We start from the raw sequence: 16,492 nt of genomic DNA on the forward strand, positions 1-16,492 counted from the left end.
CTACCGGACGGTCCCGATCTCGGGCGCCACGGCGGCCTTGCGCGCCGTCGTGGCGGCCGCCGCCGGTCCCGGCAGGTCGTTGGAGAAGGCGTAGACCACGGCGGCCGTGGCGATCGCGCCGAGGTTCAGCGCGAGGGCCTTGTCGTTGATGTTGGCGATGGTGTCGCACGCCTGGTGGTAGCAGTGGTCGTAGGCGACGCCGGCCGTACCGCCGAACAGGGTCGCCTCTTCGGCGGTCTTGATGCCCTCGGCGCCGGTGAACAGGCCGCCGGCGGGGATGCCGGCCGCGATGAACGGGCCGTAGTCGGAGCGGCCGTCGAAGTCGGTGCCGTTGTGGGCCTGGTGGATCGTGTCGAAGTACTTCTCGAAGAGCTTCTCGATCTCATCCGATCCGGGCGGGCCCGCGGGGGCGCCGGACTGGTCGGAGTCGTCGCCGTCGTAGATCTTCAGCGCGTAGTTCGGCGAGGCGACCATGTCGAAGTTGAGGTACAGCTTGATCTTGGCCAGCTGGTCGGCGGCCAGGTTGCCCACGTAGAACGTGGAGCCGAGCAGGCCCAGCTCCTCGCCGCTCCACCAGGCGATGCGCAGGTGGTTGCGGGTGGGGATCTTGCCGAGCGCCTCGGCGATCGTCAGGTCGACGGCGCTGCCCGAGCCGTTGTCGTTGATCCCCGGCCCGGCCAGGACCGAGTCGAGGTGCGCGCCGAGCATGACGACCTTGTTCGGGTCACCGTACTTGGAGTCGGCGATGACGTTGTAGGTGGTGCGGATCTCGCTGGTGGTGTTGGTGACCACGTGCACCGCGGTGCCCGCGGCGGACAGTTCCTGGCCGACGTCGAAGCTGGCGCCGACGACCGGGATCGTCACGCCCGGGCCGCCGAGCGTGCCCTGGAGCGTGGCGGTGCGGCCGGGCTGGCCCTCGTTGAAGATGATCGCCGCCGAGGCGCCGGCGGCCTGCGCGTTCTGCGCCTTGACGGCGAAGGTGCAGGTGCCGCGCTGCAGCAGGGCGATGTTGCCGGGGACGAACCCGGCGAAGTCGGCGGCCTCACAGCCCGAGTTCGAGCTGCTCGGGGTCGGGCCCGGCGGCAGCATCAGGTCGACGTTCTGCAGGGCCGCGGTCACGTTGCCGGAGCCGGAGTAGGTCATGGTCGCGAAGTCGCCCACCGACGAGCCGTCCGGCGGGGTCGGCGCGTAGACCTTCGGCGTGGGCGCGGTGCGCTCCATGGAGGCGGTGGCGTTCTCCTTGAAGAACGGGAAGTCGAAGGGCTGGAGTGTCACGTTCCAGCCGGCCTTCTTGAGCTTGCCCGCCACGTAGTCGCGGGAGGCGAGCAGGCCGGGGGTGCCGGCGGCGCGGGTGCCGCCGTTGGCGTTGGCGATGTCCTGCAACGCCTGCAGGTGCTTCTTGGTGGCCGAGGCCGCCACCGAGGTGATCAGGCTCTTCTGAGAAGGTACCGGGTCGGCCTGCGCCGGGTGGGCGTAGGCCAGGGGTAGTGCGAGGGCCGCCGATAACGCGAGGCCGCGGATCACGCCGCTACGCATGTGTAATCCCCTCCTGGGGTGAGCGTGAAGGATTCCCCCGATTTGGCGCCGACCCGGAACGTAAACCGGTTCCGCGCTCATGTGAAGACCCATTCACCCGAGCCTGATCTCGGACGATCGTCGCGATATGTCCAAAACGTGATGAAACTCAGATTGTTAGGTAAGGCTTACCTGCTCTACCGTCGAGGCTGTGTTCGCCAACTACCTCATCGGGCTGCGCGAGGGCCTGGAGGCCTCTCTCGTCGTCGGCATCCTGGTCGCGTACCTGGTCAAGAGCGGCCACCGCGACCGGCTGCCCGCGGTCTGGGCCGGGGTGCTGCTCGCCGTACTGCTGAGCCTGACCTTCGGCGCGGTGCTCACCTTCACCTCCTCCCGCATGTCCTTCCAGGCACAGGAGGCCTTCGGCGGGATCCTGTCCATCGTCGCCGTGGGCTTCGTCACCTGGATGATCTTCTGGATGCGCAGGACGGCCCGCTTCCTCAAGTCCGAACTGCAGGGCAAGCTGGACGCCGCGCTCGCCATGGGCACCATGGCCCTGGTGCTGACCGGGTTCATCGCGGTCGGCAGGGAAGGCCTGGAGACCGCGCTGTTCATCTGGACCGCCATCCAGGCCACCGGCCAGAACACCCAACCGGTCATCGGAGCCACGCTCGGCCTGATCACCGCCGTCGTGCTGGGTTACCTGCTCTACCGCGGCGCCGTGAAGATCAACCTTGCCACGTTCTTCACCTGGACCGGCGCCGGCCTGGTCATCGTCGCCGGGGGCGTGTTCTCCTACGGCGTGCACGACCTGCAGGAGGCCGGCATCCTGCCGGGCCTGAACAGCCTCGCCTTCGACGTCTCGCACGTCATCCCGCCGGGCAGCTGGTACGGCACGCTGCTCAAGGGCACCCTCAACTTCAGCCCCGCCTCCACCTGGTGGCAGGTGGCCGCCTGGCTGGCCTACGTGGTGCCGGTCATGACCCTGTTCTTCCTGCCGAGCCGCAGCCGGGCCACCGCCCCTGCCGCCCGCTGATCGTCAACGCAACATCTGGAGTTCTGTCATGCTTTCCTTCCGTTCAGTGCCCGGTATCGGGGCCCTCCTGCTGCTGGCCGCCTGCGGAAGCACCGGCTCCCCCGCTTCGGGTACTTCGGTGGCGATCACGGCCACCGACACCGCGTGCCAGGTCGCCAAGACCGAGCTGCAGGCCGGTCAGACCACCTTCTCCGTCACCAACAACGGCAACCAGGTCACCGAGGTCTACGTCTACGGCGAGCAGGACGGCGCCTACACCAAGGTCGTCAGCGAGGTGGAGAACATCGGCCCTGGCACCTCCCGCGACATGCAGGTCAACCTGGGCGGCGGCACCTACGAGGTCGCCTGCAAGCCGGGCCAGACCGGCGACGGCGTCAGGACGAAGATCACCGTGGCGGGTGCCGCCGCCAAGCAGCAGGAGGAGGCCTACGACCGCGAGGTCGAGGTCGAGGCCACCGACCACGCCCTCGAGGGCCTGTCGTCGTTCACGGCCAAGACCGGCGAGAAGATCGAGTTCAAGCTGGAGAACAAGGGCACGACCGAGCACGAGCTGGAGATCTTCACCCCGGACGGCAAGGAGGCAGGCGAGGTCGCCCCGGTCAAGCCGGGCGCGACGGGCGAGGCCGTCATCACCCTGACCGTCCCCGGCACCTACTCCTACAAGTGCGGCATCGGCGACCACGCCGGCAAGGGCCTCAAGGGCACCTTCACCGTCAGCTGACCCAGGCCGCGGGGGAGATCGAACCGTTCGGTACCATCTCATCCATGTTCACCGCACCCGGTTTCGAGGGCGTCGCCGCGGCGTTCGCCCGTAACTTCAGCGAGCACGGCGAGAAGGGGGCCGCCTTCGCCGCCTACCACGACGGCGAGCTCGTGGTCGACCTGTGGGGAGGCGTCGCCGACCCGGCCTCGGGACGGCCCTGGCGCGAGGACACCCTCCAGCTGATCTTCTCCGGCACCAAGGGGATGTCGACGGCCTGCGTGCTGCTGCTCGCCGAGCGCGGCGAGCTGGACCTCGACGCCCCGGCGGTCGCGTACTGGCCGGAGTTCGGCGCCCGCGGCAAGGACCGCACCACCGTCATGGAGGTGCTGTCCCACCAGGCCAGGCTGCCCGGCATCCAGGTGCCCTTCGCCGACCAGCTCGACCCGCGCGGGATGGCCGCCCTGCTGGCCGCCGCCGAGCCGCTGGACGATCCGCGCGCCGCCTTCACCTACCACGCCATCACCTGGGGCTGGCTGGTCGGCGAGCTCGTCCTGCGGGTGGACGGCCGCACCATCGGCGCCTTCTTCGACGAGGAGTTCGCCCGGCCCCTGGGCCTGGAGTTCTGGATCGGCCTGCCTGACGAGCTGCACCCCAGGGTCGCCACCATGGTGCCAGGACCCGGCATCCTGGCCGAGCAGCCGCCGACCGGCGACCCGCTGCGCGACCTGGTCCGCAACCCGCTGCTCACCCCCGACGCGCCGGCCCGCTGGAACAGCCCGGAATTCCGCCGCGCCGAGTTCGCCGCCGTCGGCGGGCACGGCACGGCCCGTTCCATCGCCCGCTTCTACGCCTGCCTGGCCCGCGGCGGCGAGCTCGACGGCGTGCGCGTCCTGGGGGAGGAGACCGTCGACCGGGCACGCCGCGAGGTACGGCGTGGCGTCGAGCCGCTGTGGGACAAGCCCATGGCCTACGGCGCGGGCTTCGAGCTCCAGACGGAGCTGCGCGGGTTCGGCCCGCCCACCGACGCCTACGGCCACGCCGGCGCCGGCGGCTCCCGGCACGGCGCCTGGCCCGCCGCCCGCGTCGGGTTCTCCTACGTGATGAACGAGCCCAGAGGCATGCCCGACCCGCGCGCGACCGGCCTCCTCAACGCCCTGAGCGACGCCCTCTAGGATCGGGCGCGTGCTCGCTCCCCTGTACCTGCTGACCGGCGCGCCCGGCGCGGGCAAGACCACCCTGCTGCCGCACCTGATCGAGGCCGCCGACGGCCTGGTCGTCATGGAGATGGACGAGCTGCTCGAGCAGGACGGCTCGCTGCTCGGCGTCAGGATCGCCGACCCGGAGGCCGCGCCGGTCTGGCCCGCCTACGACCGGATGTGGGAGCGCATCGTCACCCTCGTCAGGCGGGCCGGACACCCCGTCCTGCTGCTGTGCCCGGTGCCCGACGCCGTGGACGGCTGGCAGGCGCCCGTCCATGTGGCCGCGCTCGACTGCCCCGACGAGGTCCGCCTTAGCCGGCTGCGATCCCGCGGGTGGGCGCGGGACTGGGTCGAGGACGCGATGGCCGATGCCGCTCAAGCCCGCGCCCTCGCCCCAGTCGTCTTCGACACCGACGACGACCTGGCCGGGCTGGCCAGGCGCGTCCTGGAGTGGACCTCAGTTGTGCGGTGAGTACATCCACGGCTTGTGCAGGTCGTAGTAGGCGGGACCGCCCTCGAACAGGCCCATGTACTGCTCGAACTTCTGCCTGAGCTCGGCCGGCAGCTCCTTGCTCTCTCCCTGCCTGGCCTCCTCCTCGCTGGTGAAGAAGGCGGCCTCGGTGTAGTCGCCGCCGGCGTCCACGGCGGCCTCGCCTCCCATCAGGTCGGGACGGTAGCTCGCCAGCTCGGACTCGGTGTCGCGGAGCATCATCTGCATCCGGCCCTTGTCCGTGACGTGGCCCTGGATGATCTGGACGAACCCCGCCTCATCCGACCCGCCGCCCTGGTACAGGACGACGTCGGGGCAGTCGTGGAAGGTGACCTCACCGTCGAACAGCTTGGCCGTGTCCTCCCACCACCGCGTCTGCTCCATCCGCTCGGAGTTGCGCCTGGCGTCCTCCTCGGACTCGAAGCGGGCCATGGCGACCAGCGTGCCGTCGTCCGCGACGCCCGCCGTGGTCCCCAGCCAGCCGTACGAGCCGGGTGACAGCTCGCGGTCCCAGCGGTCCAGCGCGGCGTGAGCGGCTTCAGGGTCGGCGACGTGACCCTGGATGACTTGGATGAACATGGCCGCGCTCCTAGTCGGACTTGGCGTAATCCGCGATGCCGCTGGAGAAGTCGTAGGCGAGGACCTGCTCGTCACCGACCACCCAGGCGTCGTGGCCCGGCGGGACGACCATCAGGTCTCCCGGCCCCACATCGGCCTCGCTGCCGTCCCGCATGCGGATGTGCAGCGTCCCCTTCAGCACGAGCCCGTAGTGCTGGACCTCGCACAGTTCAGTGCCGGCGATCGGCTTCACCGAGTCCGACCACTTCCAGCCCGGCTCGAACGTGGCCATGCCGAAGGTGAGGCCCGTCAAGTTGCATACCTCGAGATGCCCCCTCGGGAAGTCCCGGCGCTCGTCCGGTTTGTCGATGCTCTTGACCTCGATCATGACTCCCTCCCCCCGTTCCTCCTCAGTCTCGCATCGGGCATCTCACCGGTAAATACAACAAACTTCACCTTTCGGTCAGTACGGCAGGCCTCCCGAAGGACCGCCGGTACGCGCCCGGCGTGGTGCGCACCACGGCCTGGAAGCGGCGGCGCAGGTTCGTGGCCGAGGACAGGCCGACCCGGCACGCGATCGTCTCCACCGGCAGGTCCGTCTCCTCCAGCAGGGCCTGCGCCGCGGCGATCCGCTGGTTCAGCAGCCACCGGCCCGGGCTGACGCCGAGCTGCTCGGCGAACCTGCGCGCCAGCGTCCGCGGCGACAGCCCCGCCCGCGCGGCCAGGTCGTCCACGGTCAGCGGCTCGTGCAAGCGCCCGGCGGCCCAGTCGAGCACGGGCGCCAGCGACTCGGGCGGCCTTCCCGCGGGCGCGGGGGTGGCGTACTGCAACTGCCCGCCCTCCCGGTGCGGCGGCATCACCATGTGCCGCGCGACCTGCGCGGCGTAGGCCGCCCCCTGATCACCCCGCACGAGGTGCAGGCACAGGTCGATCCCCGCCGCCGTACCCGCGCTGGTGGCCACGTCGCCCAGGTCGACGTACAGCGTGTCGGGCGCCACCTCCACGTCGGGAAAGCGCGCCGCCAGCTCGGCCGCCATCCGCCAGTGCGTGGTCGCCCTGCGCCTCCCCAGCAGCCCCGCCTCGCCCAGCAGGAACGCCCCCGAGCAGATCGCCACGACCCGGGCCCCGCGCCGATGGACCCGCCGCAACGCCTCCAGTACGACCGGCGGCGCGGCCCCCTCACGCCCCTGCCATCCGGGCACCACCACCGTGTCCGCCTCGTCGAGCGCGGACAGCCCCCGGTCCACCACCATGTCGTACCCGCCCAGCGTGGCCACGGCCCCGGGCTGCTCCACGCACACCTCGAAGGCGTACCTCACGGGCAGGCCGGGCCGCCGCACCCCGAACACCTCCTGCGCGCACGCCAGCTCGAACGTCGACTGCGGCGCCAGCACCAGCGCGACCACCCGATGAAGCGTCATGGCAGAAAAGTACCCGTACACGTCAATCCAGACGCTCGATGAACACCGCCGCCCGGCACGACGATGTCGATATGGCACAAGACATCCAGATCCTGCAGGTGGACGAGATCGAACCCACCGAGGTCTTCCCCGGCATCCTCCGCCGTGACCTCCCGGCCACCGGGCACTCCCGTGGCTGGCTCTACGACTTCGCCCCCGGCGCGGAGTGGCCCGAAGTGGACCACCACGAGGGCGAGGAACGCTACTACGTCGTCTCGGGCGAGATCGTCGACCTCGACGAGCGCCGCCTGGGCCCCGGCAGCTACGTCGTCTTCGCCCCCGGCACCACCCACCGCCCCCGCACGGAGACCGGCGCCCGCATCCTCGGCATCAGCATCCCGAACTAGGGGCGGGCGGCGCGGTCGGCGAGGATGGCCAGGGCGATGCGGTTGGGACGCCCGGTCTTGGTCAGCAGGGCCGCCACGTGGGTCTTGATCGTGGTGACGCTGACCGACAGGCGTTCGGCGATCTCGCGGTTCGACAGGCCCTCGGTGACCAGGGCCAGGACGTCGCGTTCGCGGGGCGTGAGCGAGGACGGCAGGACCGCCGGGGCGGGGCGCGGGATGGCGGAGGCGCGCTCCACCAGGCGGGCCAGGACGGTGCGGCTGAAGGCCTGGTCCCCGTCGGCGGCCTTGCGGACCGCGTCCAGGAGCGCGGGCGGCGGCGTGTCCTTGGTGACGAAGCCGGTCACCCCGGCCTCCAGCGCCGGGTAGAGGTGGGAGTCGTCGTCGAAGGTCGTCACGGCCAGCACCTGGGCCGAGGGGCGTGACCTGAGGATGCGGCGGGTCGCGGTGATGCCGTCCACCCCGGGCATCCGCAGGTCCATGAGGATCACGTCGGGTACGAGGCGGTCGGCCAGCCGTACCGCCTCCTCGCCGTCGGCGGCCTCGCCCACCACCTCCAGGTCCGCCTCGGGCTCGAACAGCAGGCACAGGCCGCGCCGTACCAGGGTCTGGTCGTCGGCGACCAGGACGCGGATCACGGCAGCACCGCCGAGACCCGCCAGCCGTGCTCCACGGGGCCCGCGGAGAAGCGGCCGCCGAGCAGGGCGACCCGCTCGCGCATGCCCGTCAGGCCGTTGCCGTCGCGGGCCTCCGCGACCGGGCCGGCGACGGAGGAGGTCAGGTCGAGGGAGACCGCGCCGTCCTCGGTGACCGAGATGAGCACCCGCACCCCTGGCCCACCGTGTTTCCTGGCGTTGGCCAGGCCCTCCTGCACGAGCCGCAGCAGCGCGAAGCCGCGCGCCGAGTCCAGGCCGGACACCAGCGGGTCGACCGCGCTGGTGATGTCGAGCCCGTTCCTGCGCCCGTGCGCGACCGCGGCCTCCAGGGCGGCGGCGAGCGAGGCGGGCGCGGGCAGCGCCGGTTGATCGGGGTCGCGCAGCACGTCGACGAGGCGGCGCAGGTCGTTCATGGCGGCGCTGCCGGTGGCGTGCAGCTCGTCGAGCAGTTCGTCCGGCTCGCCGCGCACGTGCCTGGCCACGCCGAGCCGCAGCACCATCGACGAGACGTGGTGGGCCACCAGGTCGTGCAGCTCGCGGGAGATCGCGGTCCGCTGTTCCAGGCGGGCCTGCCTGACCCTGCTCTCCACCTGGTCCCGCTCCGCCCGCCTGGCCAGCCGTACGTAGGCGCCGAGCAGCAGCGGGGCGCCGACCATCACCGCAACCTTGAACAGCGCGGACGGCAGCTCGTCGAAGACGTTGAAGCCCACCACCAGGCCAAGCGCCGCGGCGCCGAGCGCGACGTGCGGACCCGTCCTGTTCACGGCCAGCTCGAACAGCAGCACGCAGGCCAGCACCTTCATCGGCACGAGCACGCCCGGGGCGTACAGGTCGGCGGCGGCCAGCAGCACGCACTGGGCGAGCAGCGCGCCGAGCGGCGTCCACCGGCCGGCCGTGCTGAGCGCCAGCGCGGCCAGCACCAGCAGCCAGTCGCGGGGATTCGTGTCTCTCGCGAGGAATGACAGGTATCCGACCACGCAGGCCAGAAGCACGAGCGTGCGCCCCTTCATGCCGGAATCGTGACACGCGCCCGGCCATCCGGCCTCCTCCACCTGGAGGAGGGACCCCCCTCCAACTGGCCGCCGCGCCTTGCCTGCCGCCCGAGGCGCACGGCCCCGCCAGCGGCGAGTCTGGCGGGCATGTTCGCATCTCTTGGCCGTTTCGCCGCCCGGCGGCGGCGCCTGGTCGTGCTGGTCACGCTCGTGCTCGCCGCGGTCGGCGGCGTCTGGGGCACCGGCGTGTTCTCCAACGTGCTCGGCGGTTCCGGGTTCGAGTCGCCGTCGATGGAGGCCGTGCAGGTCGAGCGGCTCATGGACGGGCCGCTCGGCCGCTACGCCACCGACGTCGTCGTCATGTACGAAAGCGACACGCTGACCGTCGACTCTCCCGCCTTCGCCTCCGCGGTGCGACGGGCGGTCGGGACCGTGCCGCCGGGCGCGGTGACCCGGCTGGAGTCCTACTGGACCACGCGCGACCCCTCGTTCGTCGCCAAGGACCGCAAGGCCACCTACGTCGTCATCCAGTTGCCCTCCTCCGCCGACAGCGAGCGGGTGGCTCAGCTGCGCGCGCTCGAACCAGGGCTGCGCGCGGCCGGGCTGACCACCTCGCTGGGCGGCACCACGTCGATGACCATGCAGGTCAACCGGCTGGCCGTGTCGGACCTGGTGCGGGCCGAGGCATTGTCGCTGCCGCTGGTGCTGGTCCTGCTGCTGTTCGTCTTCCGCGGGCTGATCCCCGGGCTGGTGCCGCTGGCGATCGGCCTGATCGTCATCCCGGGCGCGCTTGCGGTGCTGCGGGTCGTGTCGTCGTTCGTGGAGATGTCCACCTACGCGGTGAACGTGGTCTCGATCCTGGGTCTGGGCCTGGCGATCGACTACGCGCTGCTCATGGTCACCCGCTTCCGCGAGGAGCTGGCCACGTACCCGCCGGAGGAGGCGGTGTGGCGGACGATGGCCTCGGCCGGCCGTACCGTCGCCTTCTCCGGGCTGACCGTGGCCGCCTCGTTCGCCTGCCTGCTGGTCTTTCCCTCGCGTTTCCTGGTCTCGATGGCCTGGGGCGGGATCGCCACGGTCGCGGTCGCGGTGGTGGTGTCGCTGACGTTCCTGCCCGCGCTGATGCGCCTGCTGGGCGCGCGGCTGGTCGGCCGCTCGCGTCCGCCCGGCCGCCGATGGTACGGCGTGGCCAGGGCCGTGATGCGCAGGCCGCTGCTCAGCACGGTCGTGATCGTGGCGGCGCTGCTCGCCCTGGCCACCCCGTTCCTGGGGGTGAACTGGGCCCGGCCGGGCGACTGGGTGCTGCCGCCCGGCGCCGAGGCGCGGCACGTGACCGAGCAGCTCGCGGCCCGCTTCACCGGCGATCCGTCGCGGGCGGTGACCGGTGTGATCTCCTCGGGCGACGTCTCCACGTATCTGGCGAGGTTCCGGGCCGTGCGGGGGGTGACCTCGGCCGAGGTCACCGGGTCCTACCGGAACCTGACCCGGGTCGAGGTGCGCTACTCCGTCGACCCGATGTCGGTGGCGGCCCGGCACATGATCGAGGACCTGCGGGCGACCGGCGCCCGCTTCGCCGGGATGGCCGCCTCCCGGGTGGACATCGTGGACATGGTGCTGTCCAGGATCCCGCTCATGGCGCTGGCCCTGGTGGCGGTCTCGTTCGTGGTGCTGTTCCTGGCGTTCGGCTCGGTGGTGCTGCCGATCAAGGCGGTGCTGCTCAACCTGCTGTCGCTCACGGCCGCCTTCGGCGCCATCAAGCTGGTCTTCCAGGACGGCTGGCTGTCCGGGCTGCTGGGCTTCGTCCCCGTCGGGGCGGTGGACATCAACTTCCCCGTGCTCGTGGTGGGGCTGGCGCTCGGGCTGGCCATGGACTACGAGGTGTTCCTGCTGGCCAGGATCCGGGAGGAGTACCTGCGCACCGGCGACGCGCGGGAGTCGGTGGCGCTCGGGCTGCAGCACACCGGCCGGGTCATCACCAGCGCCGCGCTGCTGATGGCGGTGGTCGTGGCCGGGTTCATGACGGCGCAGATCACGCTCATGCTGATGATCGGGGTGGGGCTGACCATCGCGGTCGTCGTGGACGCCACCGTCATCAGGGCGCTGCTGCTGCCCTCCACCATGGCCCTGCTCGGCCGCTGGGCCTGGTGGGCGCCGCGCCCCCTTTCACGTATCAGGACCTTTCATCCGGCGTTGGATGGTAGGTCGCGATGATCACGCCGCTCGGCGTCGGCCGGGACTCGATCAGCTCGAGCCTGGTCAGCGCCGCGTCGTCGGCGAACAGCCGCCCGCGGCCGCCGCCGGCGACCACCGGGTGGATCATCAGCGTCAGCTCGTCGAGCAGCCCGTGCTCGAGCAGCAGGCGCACCAGCGACGGGCTGCCGCCGGTGCCGATCGTCCCGCCTTCCTGCTCGCGGAGCCCGGCGACGAAGTCGACCACCGGACCCTTGATCAGCGTGCTGTTCGGCCATTCGTCGACGGAGTCGAGCGTGCGGGAGGCGACGTACTTGGGCACGCGGTTGATCCACCCGGCGAACGGCTCGTCGTCGGCCGTCGGCCAGTAGGCGGCCCATTCGGTGAAGGTCAGCCTGCCCAGCAGGACGGTGTCCAGCTCGTCGAGCATGCGCGACATGGCCGCGCCCATCTCGTCGTCGAAGGCGAACTGCCACTCGTTGGGCGCCTCGACCACACCGTCGACCGTGCTGAACAGGGACGCGGTCACCTTGCGCATCTGATCGGTCCTTTCTACTGGTCCCTGGAGAAGTCCCGCAACGCGTGGGCGAGCACGTCCGCGCTCGCGACGTTGTGCTGGGCGCCCTCCACGGCTTGGAGCGACGCCGTCGGCAGCAGGGCGGCGATGGCTTGGGCGCCGGTGGTCAGCCACGGCTCGGTGGCGTCGCCGTACATGACCAGGGTGGGGATCTTGATCCCTGTCCAGCGGTCGCCCGGCAGCGGGCGGCCGGACATGGAGGTCCCCATGATCCGGCCGTCGTAGGCGATCGTGGGCGCGACCGCCTCGAGGGCGGGCCAGAACGGGCTCTGCCGGATGCCGGCGACGGCTTCGGCGGGCAGCGCCGCCGACGCGGTGAGGAACAGCTCCGCGGCGTCGCCGGGCCGGCCCCCGGCGACGTCGCGGTCGAGCCGCTCGACGTAGTCGGACGGCAGGGGCGGGCGGCTGTCGTCGACGACGAACGGCGGCTCGAACAGCGCCAGCTTGCTGATCGGCAGGCCGGCCGCCGCGGCGTCGAGGCTCAGGACGGCGCCGGAGGAGAAGCCGCACACCATGGCCTGCCCGCCGGCGTGGTCGATCAGCGCGGCGAGGTCCTCGATCTCGCGCTCCACCGCGTAGGGCGGGGTGTCCGTGCTCTCGCCCCGGCCGCGCCGGTCGTAGGCGTAGACCCGGAACTCCTCGCTCAGCAGCGGCCCCGCCTCCTGGAACGTCGGGTTGACCGCGCGATGGCTGGTGGCGCCGTCGACCAGGATCAGCGGCCGCCCGTCGCCCCAGACGTCGAAGGCGATCGTGGTGCCGTCCTTGGACCGGACCGTGCTGGTCATGTGGGACTCCCTGATTGCTGGGTTGATGCCTAGAAGCTAGGGACGGCCCCGGGCGTCGCGAATCCGCCCGGCTACGACGGCGCGCTACGTAAATCGCGGTAGGGCGACGGGAAGGAAACGGTAAGGGCGGCTCGGCAGGCTGAGGTCATCAAGAAAGCCGAGATCACAGGGAGCACCACGATGCGCAAGCTCATCGAGTCCACGTTCGTGTCGCTGGACGGCATCATCGACGACACCCGCCCCTCGACGGCCTCCCGGGCCGAGCCCCAGCACTGGGGCAGCCCGTACTGGGACGAGGACCACGCCCGCTACGCCGGCGACCTCACGTCCACCGCGGACGCCATGCTGCTCGGCCGGGTGACCTACGAGGGGTTCGCCGAGTCCTGGTCGACGCGCTCAGGTCCCTTCGCCGACCAGATGAACAACATGCCCAAGTACGTGGCCTCGCGGACCCTGACCGAGACCACCTGGAACGCCACCCTGATCAAGGGCGACGTGGCCGAGGAGGTCGCCAGGCTGAAGGAGCAGCCGGGCAACCACATCCTGAAGTGGGGCACCGGCGAGCTCGACCGCACGCTGGTGGAGCACGGCCTGATCGACGAGTTCCACTTCTGGTACTTCCCCGCCATCGTCGGGGCCGGCAAGCACCTGTTCGAGGGTGCCGGGTTCGACACCACCCACCTGAAGCTGGCCGACCTGCACCGGTTCGGCTCGGGGATCGTCGTCCACGTCTACGTCCCCAAGTAGGCCATGGCCTGCTCGGGCACGAGCTCGCCGCCGCCGGCGTACAGCTCGTCGAAGCGCGGCTCGGCGGCCCGGATCGCCTCGGTGATCCGGGCCAGCTCGGCGCGCTCCGAGGCCGACAGCGGCTGCCCGGCCTCGCGCCAGGCACGGCCGGCCGCGCCGAGCAACCGCGCCGCCTCTCCGGCCCGGCCGTCCCGTGCCAGCGCGGCGGCGGTCCCGGCCAGCGCCCACGCCATCCCGTGCGCCGAACCCTGCTCGCGATAGGCCTCGAAGCCCTCGCGGTGCCAGGCCAGCGCCGCCGCCGCGTCACCCCGCCGCTCGGCCAGCAGCCCCAGCTCGACCAGGATCATCGACAGGTACGGCGGGGCGCCCCCGGCGGCCTGCTGCTGCCTGGCCGAGTCGAGCAGCCACCGCAGGTGCCGCTCGGCCGGGTCGAGCTCCCCGGCACGGCGCTCGGCGAAGGCCAGGCCGATGGTGGCGAACACCTGCACGGCCCGCTGTCCCTGCTCGGCGGCCAGCCGCCCGGCCTGCTCGGCGTGCCGCCTGGCCTGCGGGTAGTCGCCGGTCTGCACCGAGTTCCAGGCCAGCCAGGACAGCCGCCCTGCCACCTCGGGCCACAGCCCGAGCTCCTCGGCGGTCCGCAGCCCGTCCAGGCTCAGCCGGGCCGCCTCCGCCCGGTCGCCGGTCAGGTCCGCCAGGCCGATCAGCCAGTCGGTGGCCTGGAGCACGCCCCAGGCGTCGCCCAGCCGGGCGAACAGCTCGGCGCTGCGCCGGGCGTCGTGCTCGAGCGCGACCAGGTCGTGCCGCATGTGGGCGAGCATGGCCCGGGTGCTGAGCGCCGCCGCCTCGCCCCACAGGTCCCCGGCCCGCGTGCACGTCTCCAGCGCCCGCTCCAGCAGCGGCCGGGTGACCCTCTCGTCGCCGAAGTCGATGACCGCCGAGGCCAGGAAGCATTCGGCTCTGGCCCGGCCGGCCGGATCGTCCGCCTTCTCGAACCCCCGCAGCGCCTCCTCCACCAGCTCCGGCCCGGCCTGTCCCTGCCGGATCGCCAGTCCGGCCTGCCAGGCCTCGGCTCTGGCCCTGACCTCGGCGGGCGCCTGGCCCGGCACATCCAGCGCGGCCGCCAGCGCCCGGCGCGCCTCGGTGAGCCTGCCGCGCAGGTACCAGTGCCAGACCAGCGCGCCGGCCAGCCGCAACGCAGGCTCGGCCGCGCCCTCCCGCCGGAAGGTGTCCAGCGCCGTGCGCAGGTTGGCGGCCTCGGCGTCCAGCCTGCCGAGCCATTCCCGCTGTTCGGGCCCGCGCAGCCGCGGCTCCGCCTGCTCGGCCAGGGCCAGGTGGTACTCGGCGTGCCTGCGCCGCAGCGCCGCCTCCTCGCCGCTGTCGCGCAGCCGGTCCAGGCAGTACGCCGACACCGACTCCAGCAGGCGGTAGCGGGACCCGTCGCCGCGCACCACCAGCGAGCGGTCCACCAGCCCGGTCAGCAGATCGAGCACCTGGCCCGCGGCGACGCCGTCACCGGCGCACACCGCCTCGGCCGCGGCCAGCGTGCACCCGCCTGAGTGGACGGCCAGCCTGCGCAGCACCGCCCGCTCGGGCTCGGTCAGCAGCCGCCAGCTCCAGTCGATCACCGCGGCCAGCGTGCGCTGCCGGGCGGGCGCGTCGCGCGGCCCGGCGCCCAGCAGGCCGAACCGGTCCTGGGGCACGCTCAGCCGGGACGCCAGCTCGGCCACGCCCAGCGCGGGCACCCGGGTGGCGGCCAGCTCGAGTGCCAGCGGGATGCCATCCAGGCGGCGGCACACCTCCGCCACGCTCGCCACGGTCCCCGGCGCGGCCTCCGCCGGGGTCAGTCCGGCCCGCTCCTGGAACAGCCGCACGGCGGGAGAGCGCGCCAGCCGTACCGGGTCGTCGGTGTCGGGGACGTCGAGCGGCGGCAGGTCCCAGCGGGCCTCGCCGCGCAGCCGCAGCGGCTCGCGGCCGGTGGCCAGCACCCGCAGCCCTGGCGCGGCCGGCAGCAGGGCGCCGACCAGGCCGGCCACCGGATCCGCCACGTGCTCGCAGTTGTCGAGCACCAGCAGCAGCCGCTGTTCGCGCAGGGCGGCGGCCAGCCGTTCGCCCGCCGGCTGCGCGTCGCCCGGCGCGTCGGGGATGGACAGCGCGGACAGCACCGGCTCGGCGGGGTCGCCCGTCCCGTCCCAGGTGGTCAGGTCGACCAGCCAGACGCCTTCCTGGTAGGTCTCGGCCAGGGCGCGGGCGGCCGCGAGGGCCACGCTGGTCTTTCCCACGCCCCCGGGGCCGGTGAGCGTGACCAGCCGGCCATTGGCCAGCAGCTCGCGGACCCGCAGCACGTCGTGGTCGCGCCCGATGAGCTCGGTCACCGGCGCGGGCAGGTTGATGGTGGGTTTGACCGGCCGCGGCGCCGGTGACGGCGCGTCCTCCGCCGGGTCGCCGGCCAGGATGGCCTGGTGCAGCGCGGCCAGCTCGGCGCCCGGGTCGAGCCCCAGCTCGTCGGCCAGGCGTCCGCGCAGCTCCTGGTAGCTGTCCAGGGCCTCGCCCGTCCGGCCCGAACGGTGCAGGGCCCGCATGTGGGCCGCCCGCAGCCGCTCCCTGTAGGGATGCCGGGCCACCTGCTCGGCCAGCTCGCCCACCAGCTCGTGGTGCTCGCCGAGCTCCAGCCTGGCCTCGGCGTGTGCCTCGAAGGCGGCCAGCCGCTGCTCCTCCCACCGGGCCACGGCCGTCCTGGCGAACTCCTCGTCGGCGAAGTCGGCCAGTGCCGGGCCCCGCCACAGCGACAGCGCCTCGGACAGCAGCCCCGCCCTGGTCCGCGGATCACCCGCCTCGCGTGCCCGGCCGACCAGGCCCGCGAACCTGGCCGCGTCGACCGCGTCGGGCGCGGCGCGCAGCGCGTACCCGGGAGGCTGGGAGGCGACCAGGTCACGGCCGCCCGGCTCGGCGCCCGCCAGTGCCCGGCGCAGCTGCGCGACGCGGACGTGCAGGGCGGCCGCGGGGTCGGCCGGTGCCGCCTCGCCCCACAGGTCCTCGACCAGCCTGTCCGCGGACACCGGGCGCCCCTCGTGCACCAGCAGGTCGGCCAGCACCGCCCGCGCCAGGCGGCCGGGGATCGCGACGGGCTCGCCGTGGTCGGTCCAGGCGGCCAGCGGTCCCAGCACCCCGAATCGCACCCACCCAGGCTACGGCCCAGGACAGTACCTGGGTTCCTGGCGGTTGAAAGGGGCCTGTACGACA

The 16,492-nt window shown here is 72.5% G+C and carries 16 protein-coding genes; 7 read left to right on the forward strand and 9 right to left on the reverse strand.

Features of this window, described 5'->3' with window-relative positions:
- Positions 1 to 1,536 carry a M28 family metallopeptidase gene (locus KIK09_RS25715; RefSeq protein ID WP_214321902.1) on the reverse strand — a complete coding sequence of 512 codons (1,536 nt, stop codon included), beginning with the start codon at positions 1,534 to 1,536 and terminating at the stop codon, positions 1 to 3.
- Between the two features lie 190 nt (positions 1,537 to 1,726).
- Here KIK09_RS25715 and efeU point away from each other — a divergent pair, with 190 nt between their 5' ends.
- The 4 genes from efeU to KIK09_RS25735 are packed head-to-tail and all read left to right on the forward strand — an operon-like array spanning position 1,727 to position 4,925.
- Positions 1,727 to 2,551 carry an iron uptake transporter permease EfeU gene (efeU, locus tag KIK09_RS25720; protein WP_214321903.1) on the forward strand — a complete coding sequence of 275 codons (825 nt, stop codon included), beginning with the start codon at positions 1,727 to 1,729 and terminating at the stop codon, positions 2,549 to 2,551.
- Positions 2,552 to 2,597: 46 nt separating this feature from the next.
- Positions 2,598 to 3,272 carry a cupredoxin domain-containing protein gene (locus tag KIK09_RS25725; protein ID WP_214321904.1) on the forward strand — a complete coding sequence of 225 codons (675 nt, stop codon included), beginning with the start codon at positions 2,598 to 2,600 and terminating at the stop codon, positions 3,270 to 3,272.
- Between the two features lie 44 nt (positions 3,273 to 3,316).
- Positions 3,317 to 4,426: a serine hydrolase domain-containing protein gene (locus KIK09_RS25730; protein ID WP_214321905.1), complete on the forward strand. Its 1,110-nt coding sequence runs from the start codon at positions 3,317 to 3,319 to the stop codon at positions 4,424 to 4,426.
- 10 nt (positions 4,427 to 4,436) lie between these two features.
- Entirely contained in the window at positions 4,437 to 4,925 is a 489-nt protein-coding gene (locus tag KIK09_RS25735; protein ID WP_214321906.1) for a P-loop nucleotide/nucleoside kinase family protein, read from the forward strand.
- Here KIK09_RS25735 and KIK09_RS25740 read toward each other — a convergent pair.
- The 3 genes from KIK09_RS25740 to KIK09_RS25750 all read right to left on the reverse strand — a co-directional run bounded on the left by KIK09_RS25740 (position 4,911) and on the right by KIK09_RS25750 (position 6,922).
- Positions 4,911 to 5,522, reverse strand: coding sequence for a hypothetical protein (locus KIK09_RS25740; RefSeq protein WP_214321907.1), 612 nt, complete (start codon positions 5,520 to 5,522; stop codon positions 4,911 to 4,913). The two genes, KIK09_RS25735 and KIK09_RS25740, sit on opposite strands and share 15 nt — an antisense overlap.
- Positions 5,523 to 5,532: 10 nt before the next feature.
- Positions 5,533 to 5,889, reverse strand: coding sequence for a cupin domain-containing protein (locus KIK09_RS25745; RefSeq protein WP_214321908.1), 357 nt, complete (start codon positions 5,887 to 5,889; stop codon positions 5,533 to 5,535).
- A gap of 64 nt (positions 5,890 to 5,953) precedes the next feature.
- A complete protein-coding gene (locus tag KIK09_RS25750) occupies positions 5,954 to 6,922 on the reverse strand; it encodes a helix-turn-helix domain-containing protein (RefSeq protein WP_214321909.1) in 969 nt (322 codons plus the stop codon).
- Between the two features lie 71 nt (positions 6,923 to 6,993).
- On the opposite strand from KIK09_RS25750, the gene KIK09_RS25755 reads away from it, so the two are divergent.
- Positions 6,994 to 7,308 (forward strand): cupin domain-containing protein, encoded by a 315-nt coding sequence (locus KIK09_RS25755; protein ID WP_214321910.1) that lies wholly within the window; start codon positions 6,994 to 6,996, stop codon positions 7,306 to 7,308.
- Here the strand turns inward: KIK09_RS25755 and KIK09_RS25760 are convergent.
- Together KIK09_RS25760 and KIK09_RS25765 are read right to left on the reverse strand one after the other, a co-directional pair.
- Positions 7,305 to 7,943, reverse strand: a complete 639-nt coding sequence (locus KIK09_RS25760) for a response regulator transcription factor (protein ID WP_214321911.1) — start codon at positions 7,941 to 7,943, stop codon at positions 7,305 to 7,307. The genes KIK09_RS25755 and KIK09_RS25760 overlap by 4 nt on opposite strands.
- On the reverse strand, positions 7,940 to 8,971 hold the full coding sequence (locus tag KIK09_RS25765; RefSeq protein ID WP_214321912.1) for a sensor histidine kinase: 1,032 nt from the start codon (positions 8,969 to 8,971) through the stop codon (positions 7,940 to 7,942). Before KIK09_RS25765 ends, KIK09_RS25760 begins: the two co-directional genes overlap by 4 nt.
- Positions 8,972 to 9,100: 129 nt before the next feature.
- Between KIK09_RS25765 and KIK09_RS25770 the strand changes: the two genes are divergently transcribed.
- Positions 9,101 to 11,164: an MMPL family transporter gene (locus tag KIK09_RS25770; RefSeq protein WP_214321913.1), complete on the forward strand. Its 2,064-nt coding sequence runs from the start codon at positions 9,101 to 9,103 to the stop codon at positions 11,162 to 11,164.
- Here the strand turns inward: KIK09_RS25770 and KIK09_RS25775 are convergent.
- Together KIK09_RS25775 and KIK09_RS25780 are read right to left on the reverse strand one after the other, a co-directional pair.
- On the reverse strand, positions 11,124 to 11,681 hold the full coding sequence (locus tag KIK09_RS25775) for a dihydrofolate reductase family protein (RefSeq protein WP_214321914.1): 558 nt from the start codon (positions 11,679 to 11,681) through the stop codon (positions 11,124 to 11,126). The genes KIK09_RS25770 and KIK09_RS25775 overlap by 41 nt on opposite strands.
- Before the next feature lie 14 nt (positions 11,682 to 11,695).
- Positions 11,696 to 12,505 carry an alpha/beta fold hydrolase gene (locus tag KIK09_RS25780; RefSeq protein WP_214321915.1) on the reverse strand — a complete coding sequence of 270 codons (810 nt, stop codon included), beginning with the start codon at positions 12,503 to 12,505 and terminating at the stop codon, positions 11,696 to 11,698.
- A gap of 180 nt (positions 12,506 to 12,685) precedes the next feature.
- Between KIK09_RS25780 and KIK09_RS25785 the strand changes: the two genes are divergently transcribed.
- Entirely contained in the window at positions 12,686 to 13,252 is a 567-nt protein-coding gene (locus tag KIK09_RS25785) for a dihydrofolate reductase family protein (RefSeq protein WP_214321916.1), read from the forward strand.
- On the opposite strand, the gene KIK09_RS25790 is transcribed toward KIK09_RS25785, so the two are convergent.
- Positions 13,237 to 16,428 carry an AfsR/SARP family transcriptional regulator gene (locus KIK09_RS25790; protein WP_308164287.1) on the reverse strand — a complete coding sequence of 1,064 codons (3,192 nt, stop codon included), beginning with the start codon at positions 16,426 to 16,428 and terminating at the stop codon, positions 13,237 to 13,239. The genes KIK09_RS25785 and KIK09_RS25790 overlap by 16 nt on opposite strands.
- Between the last annotated feature and the right edge of the window lie 64 nt (positions 16,429 to 16,492).

The sequence above is a fragment of the Nonomuraea sediminis genome, from assembly GCF_018531495.1.
Taxonomy (GTDB): Bacteria; Actinomycetota; Actinomycetes; order Streptosporangiales; family Streptosporangiaceae; genus Nonomuraea; species Nonomuraea sediminis.